Source organism: Micromonospora sp. RP3T (genome assembly GCF_003027925.1).
Classification (GTDB): Bacteria; Actinomycetota; Actinomycetes; order Mycobacteriales; family Micromonosporaceae; genus Micromonospora.
The window spans coordinates 1-12,403 of record NZ_PYPS01000035.1; the positions used below are offsets into that span (position 1 = coordinate 1).

Sequence of the window (12,403 nt, forward strand, 5' to 3'; positions counted from 1 at the left end):
AGTTACGGCGGTCATGGCGGAGGGGAAACGCCCGGTTACATTCCGAACCCGGAAGCTAAGCCCTCCAGCGCCGATGGTACTGCACTCGGGAGGGTGTGGGAGAGTAGGACACCGCCGGACAATCTTCCAGTCGAGGGCCGCCCCATGAGGGTCGGCCCTCGACTGCGTTAGCGTTTCTGGCGGAAACGCCATCAGGAAGGATGCACCTGTGAGCTCTGGACCGCAGGGCGGGGACCGCCCCCGCCGCTACGAGGATCGCGCCGACCGTGGCGAGGGGCGCGGCGACGCCCGCCGCGATGATCGCCCCTCGTACCGGGGCGGTCGCGACGACCGCGCCGGCGGCGCCCGTGGTGGTGACCGTCGTGAGGGCGGTTTCCGTCGTGACGACCGTGCCGGCGGCCCGCCGAGCGGCGACCGTCGTGAGGGCGGCTTCCGTGGCGGCGAGCGCTCCGGTGGTTTCCGGGGTGGGGACCGCCGTGAGGGCGGCTTCCGCCGTGACGACCGTGCCGGCGGACCCAGTGGTGACCGTCGTGAGGGCGGATTCCGTGGTGGCGAGCGCTCGGGTGGCTTCCGGGGCGGCGACCGTCGTGAGGGCGGGGACCGTCGTGAGGGCGGTTTCCGTCGAGACGATCGTGCCGGTGGTGCGCCGAGCGGCGACCGTCGTGAGGGTGGTTTCCGTGGCGGTGAGCGCTCGGGTGGTTTCCGGGGCGGCGACCGTGACGGCGGCTTCCGTGGTGGTGACCGTGAGGGTGGTTTCCGGGGCGGGGAGCGTCGTGAGGGCGGTTTCCGTCGAGACGATCGTGCCGGTGGTGCGCCGAGCGGCGACCGTCGTGAGGGTGGTTTCCGTGGCGGTGAGCGCTCGGGTGGTTTCCGGGGCGGCGACCGTGACGGTGGCTTCCGGGGTGGTGACCGTCGCGAGGGCGGTTTCCGCGGTGGTGACCGTGACGGTGGCTTCCGTGGTGGTGACCGTGACGGTGGTTTCCGGGGCGGGGAGCGTCGCGAGGCCGGCTTCCGTGGTGGTGACCGTGAGGGTGGTTTCCGGGGCGGGGAGCGTCGCGAGGGCGGTTTCCGCCGCGACGACCGTGCCGGCGGTGCCTCCGGTGGCGAGCGCCGTGAAGGTGGCTTCCGTGGTGGTGACCGCGAGGGCGGCTTCCGTGGTGGTGACCGTCGCGAGGGTGGTTTCCGGGGCGGGGAGCGTCGTGAGGGCGGCTTCCGCCGTGACGACCGTGCCGGCGGACCCAGTGGTGACCGTCGTGAGGGCGGATTCCGTGGTGGCGAGCGCTCGGGTGGTTTCCGGGGCGGCGACCGTGACGGTGGCTTCCGAGGTGGTGACCGTGACGGCGGCTCCCGGGGCGGCGAGCGCTCCGGTGGTTTCCGGGGCGGCGACCGTGACGGTGGTTTCCGGGGCGGGGACCGCCGCGAGGGCGGTTTCCGTCGAGACGACCGTGCCGGTGGGGCGCCGAGCGGTGACCGTCGTGAGGGTGGTTTCCGCCGCGACGACCGTGAGGGCGGCTTCGGCGGTGGTGACCGTCGCGAGGGCGGCTTCCGTCGAGACGACCGTGGGGGTGACCGCCGGGAGGGCGGTTACCGCGGTGAGCGTACCGAGCGGGACGGGGAGCGCCGTGGCTACGGCGACCGGCCGGACCGGGACGACCGTCGGCCGGGCAGCTTCGGCCCGCAGCGCGAGCGTCAGGACGAGCGGGGCGAGGGACGTACCGGAGAGGCGCCGGAGCTGCCGGACGACGTGGTCGCGAGCGACCTCGACTCGGCCGTGCGGGCGGAGCTTCTCTCGCTCGCCAAGCCGGTGGCGGAGACCGTCGCCCGGCACCTGGTCGCGACCGGCCTGTTGATCGACGAGGACCCGACGCTGGCGTTGGCGCACGCGATGGCGGCCCGACGGCTGGCCTCGCGGATCGCCGCGGTGCGTGAGGCGGTCGGGCTGGCCGCGTACCACTCGGGGGAGTGGCAGACGGCCATCGCCGAGCTGCGGACGTACCACCGGATGACCGGCCTGCAGAGCCACCTCGCCGTGCTGGCCGACTGTGAGCGGGCGCTGGGCCGGCCGGAGCGGGCGATCGACCTGTTCCGTGGTGCGGATCAGGCCAAGCTCGACCAGGCCGTCGCCATCGAGCTGCTGATCGTGGCCGCCGGCGCGCGTGGCGACCTGGGCCAGAAGGACGCCGCCGTGGCGATGCTCCAGGTCCGCGAGTTGACCGCCGAGTCCGCCGAGCCGTGGGCGGCCCGACTGCGCTACGCGTACGCGGATGCGCTGCTCGCGGTGGGTCGGCGCGAGGAGGCACGCGAGTGGTTCTCCCGCGCTTCCGACATCGACTCCGATGGTGAGACCGACGCCGCCGAGCGGCTGCTGGAGCTCGACGGCGTGGTCATCGAGGGCGACGACGAGGACGACGAGTCGGACGACGATCCGACCGGCGCGGACTCCTCGGCCACGCACGGCGACTCCGACGACGAGGACGACGAAGACGACAACGAAGACGACCTCGACGAGGACGACGACCTCGACGACGACGACGAGGACGACGACGAGGACGACGAGGACGACGACCTCGACCGGAACGGCGACGCCGGCCCGAACGGTGACCGCGCCGACACGTCCGGTGCCGGCGATGCGGCTCGGGCGGGCTACCGGGACCGCGACGCCGCCGACCTGACCGACGACGAGCTGACCGACGACGAGGCCGGCTCACGCGCCGCCACCGACGACGCCCCCGCCGACCAGGCGGAGAACCGGTCGACGGCCGGCGGGCACGCGCAGGGCGGGGACGAGGCGGCGGAGCGCCGGTGAGCGGGCACGCCGGGGACACCGACACCGGTGCCGGGATGGAGCAGGCTCGCGCCGGGGCGGACGGGCGGCTGGTCGACGGGTACGCGCTGGTGGTCTTCGACCTGGACGGGGTCATCTACCTGATCGACCGGCCCATCCCCGGCGCGGTCGAGGCGGTCGGCCGGCTGCGGGCCGAGGGGCGGGCGGTCGCGTACGCGACGAACAACGCCTCACGCCGGTCCAGCGAGGTGGCCGACCTGCTCACCGGCATGGGTGTGCCGGCCGAACCGACGGAGGTGCTGACCTCCGCGGCCGCCACCGCCGAGCTGCTCCGGGACCGGTTGCCGGCCGGTGCGCCGGTGCTGGTGGTCGGCGCGGAGGCGCTGCGGGCGGAACTGCGTGCGGTGGGCCTGCGGCCGGTGTCGACGGTCGACGAGGAGCCGGCCGCCGTGGCCCAGGGCTATGGTCCGCAGGTCGGCTGGTCCGAGTTGGCCGAGGCGTCCCTGGCGGTGCGGGCGGGCGCGCCCTGGTACGCCACGAACACCGACCGCACGCTGCCCAGCCCGCGGGGGCCGTTGCCCGGGAACGGCTCCCTGGTGGCGGTGCTGCGTACCGCGCTGGGCCGGGATCCCGACGTGGTGGTGGGCAAGCCGGAACCGGCGCTGTTCGCCACCGCCGCGCGCCGCGCCGGAACCGGGCGCACGCTCGTGGTGGGCGACCGGCTGGACACCGACATCGAGGGGGCCTGCCGGGCCGGGCTGGACAGCCTGCTGGTGCTGACCGGGGTGAGCGACGCGGCCGAGTTGCTGGCGGCGCCCGAGTCGCGCCGGCCGACGTACGTCTCCTTCGACCTGGCGGGGCTCTTCGACGCGGCGGCCGTGGTGGCGGTGCCCGGCCGACCCGGGGCCGGCGGCTGGTCGGTGACGGTGACCGACGGGGAGCTGGTTCTCGACGGCGCGGGACGGCCGTTGGACGCGCTCGCGGCGCTCTGCGCGGTGGCCTGGTCGACGGCGGCCGACCCGCGGGTGCGGGCCGCGTCCCCGGCGGCGGCGGAGGCGCTCGCCGCGTTCGGGCTCGACCGCGTCGACGGCTGAGCCGGGCGACCAAGACCCCGCTGCGGGTGAGCGCCCGGCGACGGCGTCGGTCAGAGCAGTTTGCGGAGTTTCATCAGGTCGAACGGGTTCGCCTTGACGGAGACGCGGCGGGACGCCACCGCCGACATGATGTCGAGCTTGCCGTGCACCAGGGCGATCAGGTCGTCGCCGGCGATGCTCAGCGCGATCTTGGCCTTCGGGTCGTCGCCGTCGGTCAGCCCGACCAGCCGGCCGCCCTCCAGCCGACCGTGGAACGCGGTGCCGAGGTCGGTGATCCGGCAGGCCAGGGTGCGGTCGAGATCGATCTTGCCCTGCGCCTCGGCGTGCCGGTCCAGCCGGTCGGCCAGGTCCTGCAACGCCTGGCGGCATTCGTCCACGCTGGCCACATCGTCTCCTCACCGTGAGCCATGCCGTTCCCCGGCACCGTACCGCAATGGTTCGTCCCCGGTGCCCGGTAGCGTGGCACCTGCACACCTCGCCCCGTGGAAGGACTCAGGCATGCAGGACGCGTGGCGCGCCTACCTCTCGCTGGCCATGGGCCTGACGGAGGCGCCCCGGAAGAAGGCGCAGGACGCGGTGATGCGCGTCGTCGGTCAGGGCGGCGCGACGGCCGGTCAGCTCCAGTCGCTGGCCGAGGAGCTGGTCGCCACCGGCCTGGCGAACCGGGAGGCGCTGACCAAACTGGTCCGCTTCGAGGTCGACCGGGCGTTGGGCGCGGTCGGGCTGGCCACCGCCGACGAGGTCGCCGAGCTGACCCGGCGCGTGCACGACCTGGAACGGCAGTTGCGCGAGGCGCGCACGCCTGTCGAGCCGACGACCACGTCCGCGTCGGCGTCGACCGCACCGGCGTCGACCGCACCAGGCTCGACCGCACCCGAGCCGCCCGCACCGGAGCCGCCCGCGTCGGCGTCGGGCGGGACCGAGCCGACCGCGGCCACGCCGAGTGCGGCCATGACTGCCGCGGCCACGCCGGGCGGCGCCACGGCGACCAAGGCGGTCGCGAAGAAGGCGGTCGCGAAGAAGGCGGTGGCCAGGAAAGCGGTCGCGCGCAAGCCCGCGGCCACGGTGGCGCGCACACCGGCAGACGAGCCGTCGGCCGACGAGCCGCCTTCCGCGTCCTCCCGGCCGGCGCGGAAGACCACCGGCCGTCGGGCGGACGGCTCGTGAGCGCGCCGTTCCGGCCCGGTCCGCCGCCGGGTCCGCGGCCCGGTCCGCCCCCGGGGGTACGCTCCGCGCCGGTCGAGGAGGTCGGCGAGGCGCGGCACCCGGCGGTGGACGCCGCGGTGCGCGGCATGGCGAACGCGGAGGCGCTCGCCCCGGCGGACCAGATCGCCCAGTACGAGGCGGCGTACGAGACGCTGCGCGAGACCCTGGCCGGCATCGACCAGGCCTGAGCAGAGGCGGAGAACGGACACCGATGGCTCGTCGTACCCGACTGGACGCCGAACTCGTCCGCCGCGGTCTGGCCCGCTCCCGGGAGCAGGCCGCCGCGCTGGTGGAGGCCGGTCGCGTCCAGTTGCGCGGGGTGCCGGCCCGCAAGCCCGCCGCCATGGTCGACCCGGCCGATCCGCTGCTTGTCACCGGCGAGGACCCGACCGAGGAGTACGTCTCCCGGGGCGGCCACAAGCTGGCCGGCGCGCTGGCCGCGTTCGGGCCGGGCGGGTTGGTGGTGACCGGCCGGCGCTGCCTGGACGCGGGCGCCTCCACCGGCGGCTTCACCGACGTGCTGCTGCGCGCCGGCGCGGCCGAGGTGGTGGCCGTGGACGTCGGCTACGGGCAGCTCGCCTGGCCGCTGCGCACCGACGAGCGGGTCCGGGTCCTCGAGCGCACCAATGTGCGTACCGTCACGCCGGAGACGATCGGCGGTCCGGTCGACCTGACGGTGGCCGACCTGTCGTTCATCTCGCTGCGGCTGGTGCTGCCCGCGCTGGCCGGCTGCACCGGGCCCGACGGCGACCTGGCGCTGATGGTCAAGCCGCAGTTCGAGGTGGGCAAGGAGCGGGTCGGCGCCGGCGGGGTGGTGCGGGATCCGGCGCTGCGTGCCGAGGCGGTGCTCGACGTGGCCGCCGCCGCCGCGCGACTCGGTCTCGGCCTGGCCGACGTGGCGGCCAGCCCGCTGCCCGGGCCGAGCGGCAACGTCGAGTTCTTCGTATGGTTGCGCCGGGACGCGCCCGCCGCCGACCCCGACCGGGTACGCGCGGTGGTGGCCGCGGGTCCGCAGGGAGCCGCCGCGACGGCGGCCACGACCGAGGAGGTGTCCGGGTGAGTCGCACCGCGCTGCTGGTGACGCACACCGGCCGTCGACGCAGCACCGAGCACGCCCGGGCGGTCGCCGCCGACCTGATCGCCAACGGGTTCGAGGTCCGGGTGGTGGCCGAGGAGGCCGACGACCTCGATCTGCCGGGCGTGGTGCCGGTGACCGGTCCGGAGGCGGCCGAGGGCGCGGAGATCGTGTTCGCGCTGGGCGGGGACGGCACGTTCCTGCGCGCCGCCGAGTTGGCCCGTCCGGCCAAGGCGCCGCTGCTCGGCATCAACCTCGGCAAGGTCGGCTTCCTGGCCGAGGCGGAGATGAACGACCTGGACGCCGCGGTGCGGGACGTGGTCGCGCGTAACTACACGGTGGACGAGCGGTTGACCCTCGACGTGACCGCCGAGTTCGACGGCGGGCCGACCATCGAGTCGTGGGCGCTCAACGAGATCAGCGTGGAGAAGGGCGAGCGGGCCCAGATGCTGGAGCTGCTCGTCGACGTCGACGGTCGGCCGCTGTCCCGGTACGGGTGCGACGGCGTGGTCTGTGCGACCCCGACCGGCTCCACCGCCTACGCGTTCTCCGGTGGCGGGCCGGTGGTCTGGCCCGAGGTGGAGGCGCTGCTGCTGGTGCCGATCAGCGCGCACGCGTTGTTCAGCCGCCCACTGGTCACGGCGCCGACCTCCACGTTCGTCATCACCGTCGATCCGTTCACCACGCTCGCGGTGCTCTGCTGCGACGGCCGGCGGGTCTACGACCTGCCACCCGGCGCCCGGGTCACGGTGCGTCGGGGCACGTTGCCGGTGCGCATCGTGCGGCTGCGGGACCGCCCGTTCACCGATCGGCTGGTGGCCAAGTTCGACCTGCCCGTGCAGGGCTGGCGCGGCAACCGCCGCTGATCGATGGCTCAGCTGCGGTGCCCGGTACGCCGCGGCGCGTTACGGTGGGCGGGACGGGCCGCGTCGAGGTGAGTCCGGGCGCGGCGGTGAGGCCCGCCGACTCGGAGGTGGCGTGGCCCGACGGTCGCGGGTTCGGCCAGGGGTGGTCGGAGCCGCGACGGTCGGGGTGCCGGAGCGCCGTGGCCGGCCGCGGCGGGCGGACCGGCACGTCCGGCCCGGTCGGGTGTCGACCCCGGTCGGGCCGACAGGTCGTTGAGCCGCCGCCGGAGGAAGCGGCGGCGCGCGACCTGGCCGACGCCCGGCGCCCCGACTCTCCACACCCACCCCATTGCCGTGCGCGCTGTTTCCGGGAAAGCGCAGAGCGACCGTCGCCGGTCACCGTGCCGGCTGGTCAACTGTCACCCGGCGGGGCTACTGTCGGGTGCTGTGCTGGAAGAGCTGCGCATCACCGGACTGGGCGTCATCGAGGACACCACGCTGCCACTGGCCGGGGGGATGAACGTCATCACCGGCGAGACCGGTGCCGGCAAGACCATGGTGGTGACCGGCCTCGGCCTGCTCTTCGGCGGCCGGGCCGACGCGGGTCGGGTGCGGGCCCAGCCGGGTCGCGCGGTGGTGGAGGGGCGGCTGCGGCTGCGCGGCCGGGTGGCCGAGGCGGTGCACGCCCGGATCATCGACGCCGGCGGCGAGCCCGACGAGGACGGCTCACTGCTGCTCAGCCGCACCGTCACGATCGAGGGGCGCTCGCGGGCGCACCTGGGCGGGCGCAGCATGCCGGTGGCGACGCTCGGCGAGGTCGGCGAGCAGGCGCTGGCGGTGCACGGCCAGTCCGACCAGCTGCGCCTGCTGCGTCCGGCCGAGCAGCGGGCCGCGCTCGACCGGTTCGCCGGCGCCGAGCACGAGAAGCTGCTGGACGCGCTGCGCGAGACGTACACGCGGTGGCGGGCGGTGGTCGACGACCTGGCCGACCGGCGGCGCAACGCCCGGGAGCGCAACCAGGAGGCCGACCTGCTCCGGCTCGGCCTCGACGAGATCACCCGGGTCGATCCGCAGCCGGGGGAGGACGACGAGCTGAAGGCGGAGGCGCAGCGGCTGGAGCACGCCGAGGGGCTGCGCACCGCGGCGCAGGTGGCGCAGCAGTGCGTGGCCGGCGGTGTGGAGGCGACCGACGACACGCCCGACGTGGCCGTGCTGCTCGGCACCGCCCGTCGCACGCTGGAGGCGCAGGCCGGCACCGACCCGGCGCTCGGTGAGCTGGCGGCCCGGCTGGAGGAGGTCGCCACGCTGGTCACCGACGTGGCCGCCGAGCTGTCCACCTACCTGACCGCGCTGGACGCCGATCCGGCCCGGCTGGAGACGATCTACGAGCGACGGGCCGCGCTGCGCGGGCTCACCCGCAAGTACGCCGACGACGTGGACGGCGTGGTGGCCTGGGCCGAGCGGGCCCGCCTCCGACTGTCCGAACTGGACACCTCCGACGAGTTGCTGGACGAGCTGGACCGGGAGGCGGCCCGCCTCGCCGGTGAGGTGGCCGACCTCGCCGGTCGGGTCTCCGCCTCCCGGCAGGAGGCCGCCGGTCGTTTCGCCGAGCAGGTCACCGTCGAGTTGGCCGGGCTGGCCATGCCGCACGCCCGGATCGAGGTGGCGGTGCTGCCGCGGGCGGCCGGGCGGTCCGAGCCGAGCCTGCCGGTCAACGGCGTCGAGGCGGGCGTCGGCGCGGACGGCGCCGACGAGGTCGAGCTTCGACTGTTGGCGCATCCCGGCGCGCCGTCGTTGCCGTTGCAGCGGGGCGCCTCCGGCGGTGAGCTGTCCCGGGTGATGCTCGCCATCGAGGTGGTCTTCGCCGGTTCCGGCGGTCCGCCCACGCTGGTCTTCGACGAGGTCGACGCCGGTGTCGGCGGGCAGGCGGCGGTGGAGATCGGCCGGCGGCTGGCCCGGTTGGCGCGCAGCCACCAGGTGCTCGTGGTGACGCACCTGCCCCAGGTGGCCGCGTTCGCGGACCGGCACCTGGTGGTGGCGAAGGACACCGGGGGCGCGGTCACCACCAGCGGCGTCCGGGTGGTGGAGGACACCGAGCGGGCCCGGGAGCTGGCCCGGATGCTCGCCGGTTTGCCGGACTCCGATCTGGGTATCGCTCACGCCGAGGAACTCCTGGCCGTGGCGGCCAAGGAACGGCGTCCGTGATACCCCGATTGTGAGCGCAAGCACACCGGGGCGCGTCCCGGTGTGCTTCCCTGGGTAGGCGGCCCTGCTCAGGCATGTCGCGACAGCAGAACCTGCCCCACATGCCAGGATGGTCACGATGCGTCTACCCACACTGCGCCGGACCCGGAACGCGGAACCGGGCTCGATCCTCGGCACCGCGCGCCTCGATCGCCGGACGAAACGGCTGGTCGGCCGCCTGCGTCCGGGTGACATCGCGGTCATCGACCACGTCGACCTGGACCGGGTGGCGGCCGACTCGCTCGTCGCCGTCGGCGTGGCCGCGGTGCTGAACGCCAAGCCGTCGGTGTCCGGTCGTTATCCCAACCTCGGTCCCGAGGTGCTGGTCTCGGCCGGCATCCCGCTCCTGGACGACCTCGGCGAGGGCGTCTTCGAGCAGGTCCGCGAGGGCGATCTGGTGCGCATCGAGGGCAACACCGTCTTCGTGGGCACGGAGCCGGTCGCGCACGGCGCGCTCCAGGACGCGGAGACGGTCGGCAAGTCGATGGCCGACGCCCGGGAGGGCCTGTCGGTGCAGTTGGAGGCGTTCGCCGCCAACACGATGGACTACCTCCGGCAGGAACGCGACCTGCTGCTCGACGGCGTCGGCGTGCCGGAGATCCAGACCCAGATGCAGGGCCGGCACTGCCTGATCGTGGTCCGGGGCTACGACTACAAGGCCGACCTGGACGTGCTGCGCCCCTACATCCGCGAGTTCAAGCCGGTGCTGATCGGCGTGGACGGCGGGGCCGACGCGCTGGTCGAGGCCGGCTACACCCCCGACATGATCATCGGCGACATGGACTCGGTCACCGACGACGTGCTGCGCTGCGGCGCCGAGGTGATCGTGCACGCCTACCCGGACGGGCGGGCCCCCGGTCTGGCCCGGGTCAACGGCCTGGGCGTGCCCGCGATCACGTTCCCGGCGGCGGCCACCAGCGAGGACCTGGCCATGCTGCTGGCCGACGAGAAGGGCGCCTCGCTGCTGGTGGCGGTCGGCACCCACGCCACCCTGGTGGAGTTCCTCGACAAGGGCCGCGGCGGCATGGCGTCGACGTTCCTCACCCGGCTGAAGGTGGGCGGCAAGCTGGTCGACGCCAAGGGCGTCAGCCGGCTCTACCGGCAGAGCATCTCCGGGTCCTCGCTGCTGCTGCTGGTCCTCTCCGCGGTCGCCGCGATGGCCTCCGCGGTGGCTGTCTCCACCGTCGGGAAGGCGTATTTGGGCGTGGTCTCCGAATGGTGGGACAATTTCGTGTTCCAGCTCGGCCAGCTCTTCTAGCTCCCCCGACGATCAAGAGGCTGCAAGCGTGATCAACTTCCGCTACCACGTGGTGTCCCTGACCGCGGTCTTCCTCGCGCTGGCGATCGGCCTGGTGGTCGGCACAGCCGCCCTCAACGGCCCGGTGGCCGACTCGCTCCGGGAGAACGTCAACGGCCTGCGCAAGGACAACTCGCTGATGCGCCAGTCGGTCAACGACATGCAGAAGCAGCTGGAGACCGAGGAGGACTTCATCGGCGAGATGGCGCCGCTCGTCCTGACCGGCAAGCTGACCAGCCGGCGGGTGGTGGTGCTCACGCTGCCCAGCGGCCGGGACCAGACCGAGGGCGTGGTGAAGATGCTCCGCACCGCCGGCGCGGACGTCACCGGCCGGGTCACCGTGCAGGACAAGTTCGTCAACCCGGACAGCAACAACAACCTGTTGGAGCTGGCCGTCACCGCCGCCCGCCCGAACAGCGCCCCCACCGCCAACCTGCCCGGCAACGGGCACGGCGTGGAGACCTCCAGCGCGTTGCTGGCCAACGTCCTGCTGGAGCGCCCGGCGGGCAGCCCGACGGTCAGCGAGGCCGACCGGCGCAGCGTGCTCCAGAAGTACGCGGAGGCCGGCTACCTCACCCCGGAGGACCGGATCACCGGCGCCGCCGAGGCGGTGGTGCTGGTCACCGGCCAGCCGTACGTGGACAAGGACTCGGCGAAGAAGGACGAGTCGGTGGTGAAGGTCGCCGAGCAGTTCGACCGCGCCGGCGCGGTAGTGGTCGCCGGCATGGGCTCGACCGGCGGCAACCTGGTGGCCGTGGTCCGTGGCGACCCGGTGCTGTCGCAGACCATCTCCACCGTCGACAACGCCAACACCGTGCAGGGACAGCTGGTCACCAGCCTCGCGTTGGCCGAGCAGCTCACCGGGAAGAAGGCCGGCCAGTACGGCGTGGGCGACAACGCCGCCTCCCGGCTGCCTAAACTGCCCGAGTGATCGCGTCCGGGCCGTCCGGTCCGTGCCGCGCCGCGTGGGAGATCCGGATCGGAGGGGTCGCGTGAGACTGGGTCGGCTGCTGACCGTGGGCGCGGGGGTGCTGGCCGCCCGCTACGCGCTTCGGGAGGTGCGTACGTCACCGAGCGCGCCGGCGCTGGAGCGCACCAACTACCGGGGCCGTACGGTGACCCTGGCCGCCGGCCCGGCCCTGGCCGTGGGCGCCGCCACCGCGGGCGCGCTCGGCGCCGGCAGCGCCCCGGCCGGCGCCGCCGCACTGCTGGCCGGCGTCGGCGCGGGCGCGGTCGGGCTCTACGACGACGTGGTCGGCGCGCGCCCCGAGCAGAAGGCCGCCAAGGGCTTCGCCGGTCACCTCGCCGCGCTGCGCGAGGGCCGGGTCACCGCCGGGCTGGTCAAGGTCGCCGGGGTGGGCGCCGCCGGGCTCGGCGCCGCGGCGCTGCTCGCCGCCGACCGGCGGGTCGCCGCCCATCCGCGCCGCCAACGGGCCGGCGCGTTCGGCCGCGGGGTCGACGTGCTGCTCGGCGCCGGCGTGGTGGCCGGCACCGCCAACCTGGTCAACCTGCTCGACCTGCGCCCCGGCCGGGCGCTGAAGTCCGGCCTGCTGCTCGGCGCGCCGCTGTCCACCGGCCCGCACGGCGGCATCGCGGCCGGCGCGGTCGGCGCCGCCGCCGGCCTGCTGCGCGACGACCTGGGCGAGCGGGTGATGGTCGGCGACAGCGGCGCCAACGCGCTCGGCGCGCTGCTCGGCGTGAGCCTCGCCGCGCGTACCGGGCCGCTCGGGCGGGCCGGGGTGCTGGCCGTGCTCGCCGCGCTCACCGCCGCCAGCGAGAAGGTCAGCTTCACCCAGGTCATCCACCGGACCCCGGGGTTGCGGCACCTCGACGAGCTGGGCCGGCTCGCCGACTGAC

Annotated in this window: 12 protein-coding genes and 1 rRNA gene; 12 read left to right on the plus strand and 1 reads right to left on the minus strand. The window is 74.6% G+C overall.

Annotation, left to right across the window (positions count from 1 at the left end):
• Positions 1 to 3 precede the first annotated feature (3 nt).
• The 4 genes from rrf to C8054_RS24765 all read left to right on the plus strand — a co-directional run bounded on the left by rrf (position 4) and on the right by C8054_RS24765 (position 3,879).
• Positions 4 to 120: ribosomal RNA gene (gene rrf / locus C8054_RS24750) — 5S ribosomal RNA — on the plus strand.
• Positions 121 to 266: 146 nt separating this feature from the next.
• A complete protein-coding gene (locus C8054_RS31775) occupies positions 267 to 1,850 on the plus strand; it encodes a hypothetical protein (protein ID WP_146179962.1) in 1,584 nt (527 codons plus the stop codon).
• A complete protein-coding gene (locus C8054_RS24760; RefSeq protein ID WP_233220169.1) occupies positions 1,745 to 2,806 on the plus strand; it encodes a lipopolysaccharide assembly protein LapB in 1,062 nt (353 codons plus the stop codon). The genes C8054_RS31775 and C8054_RS24760 overlap by 106 nt, the downstream gene beginning before the upstream one ends.
• A 35-nt stretch (positions 2,807 to 2,841) precedes the next feature.
• On the plus strand, positions 2,842 to 3,879 hold the full coding sequence (locus C8054_RS24765; protein ID WP_199199908.1) for an HAD-IIA family hydrolase: 1,038 nt from the start codon (positions 2,842 to 2,844) through the stop codon (positions 3,877 to 3,879).
• Positions 3,880 to 3,929: 50 nt separating this feature from the next.
• Here the strand turns inward: C8054_RS24765 and C8054_RS24770 are convergent, their stop codons facing one another.
• The gene (locus C8054_RS24770; protein WP_107160775.1) at positions 3,930 to 4,265 is read right to left on the minus strand and encodes an SCP2 sterol-binding domain-containing protein; all 336 of its coding nucleotides are present in this window, start codon (positions 4,263 to 4,265) and stop codon (positions 3,930 to 3,932) included.
• A gap of 112 nt (positions 4,266 to 4,377) precedes the next feature.
• On the opposite strand from C8054_RS24770, the gene C8054_RS24775 reads away from it, so the two are divergent.
• From C8054_RS24775 to C8054_RS24810, 8 genes are all read left to right on the plus strand, one after another.
• Positions 4,378 to 5,046 carry a phasin family protein gene (locus C8054_RS24775; RefSeq protein WP_107160778.1) on the plus strand — a complete coding sequence of 223 codons (669 nt, stop codon included), beginning with the start codon at positions 4,378 to 4,380 and terminating at the stop codon, positions 5,044 to 5,046.
• Positions 5,043 to 5,273 carry a hypothetical protein gene (locus tag C8054_RS24780; RefSeq protein WP_107160780.1) on the plus strand — a complete coding sequence of 77 codons (231 nt, stop codon included), beginning with the start codon at positions 5,043 to 5,045 and terminating at the stop codon, positions 5,271 to 5,273. The genes C8054_RS24775 and C8054_RS24780 overlap by 4 nt, the downstream gene beginning before the upstream one ends.
• A gap of 23 nt (positions 5,274 to 5,296) precedes the next feature.
• Positions 5,297 to 6,145, plus strand: coding sequence for a TlyA family RNA methyltransferase (locus tag C8054_RS24785; protein ID WP_107160782.1), 849 nt, complete (start codon positions 5,297 to 5,299; stop codon positions 6,143 to 6,145).
• Positions 6,142 to 7,026 (plus strand): NAD kinase, encoded by an 885-nt coding sequence (locus tag C8054_RS24790; protein ID WP_107160784.1) that lies wholly within the window; start codon positions 6,142 to 6,144, stop codon positions 7,024 to 7,026. The genes C8054_RS24785 and C8054_RS24790 overlap by 4 nt, the downstream gene beginning before the upstream one ends.
• 426 nt (positions 7,027 to 7,452) lie before the next feature.
• On the plus strand, positions 7,453 to 9,210 hold the full coding sequence (gene recN / locus C8054_RS24795; protein WP_107160786.1) for a DNA repair protein RecN: 1,758 nt from the start codon (positions 7,453 to 7,455) through the stop codon (positions 9,208 to 9,210).
• Between the two features lie 118 nt (positions 9,211 to 9,328).
• The gene (gene steA / locus C8054_RS24800) at positions 9,329 to 10,507 is read left to right on the plus strand and encodes a putative cytokinetic ring protein SteA (protein WP_107160788.1); all 1,179 of its coding nucleotides are present in this window, start codon (positions 9,329 to 9,331) and stop codon (positions 10,505 to 10,507) included.
• 28 nt (positions 10,508 to 10,535) lie between these two features.
• Complete coding sequence (locus tag C8054_RS24805) at positions 10,536 to 11,477, plus strand: copper transporter (protein ID WP_107160790.1); 942 nt, start codon at positions 10,536 to 10,538, stop codon at positions 11,475 to 11,477.
• A 61-nt stretch (positions 11,478 to 11,538) separates the two neighbouring features.
• On the plus strand, positions 11,539 to 12,402 hold the full coding sequence (locus C8054_RS24810; RefSeq protein ID WP_107160792.1) for a hypothetical protein: 864 nt from the start codon (positions 11,539 to 11,541) through the stop codon (positions 12,400 to 12,402).
• Position 12,403 lies beyond the last annotated feature (1 nt).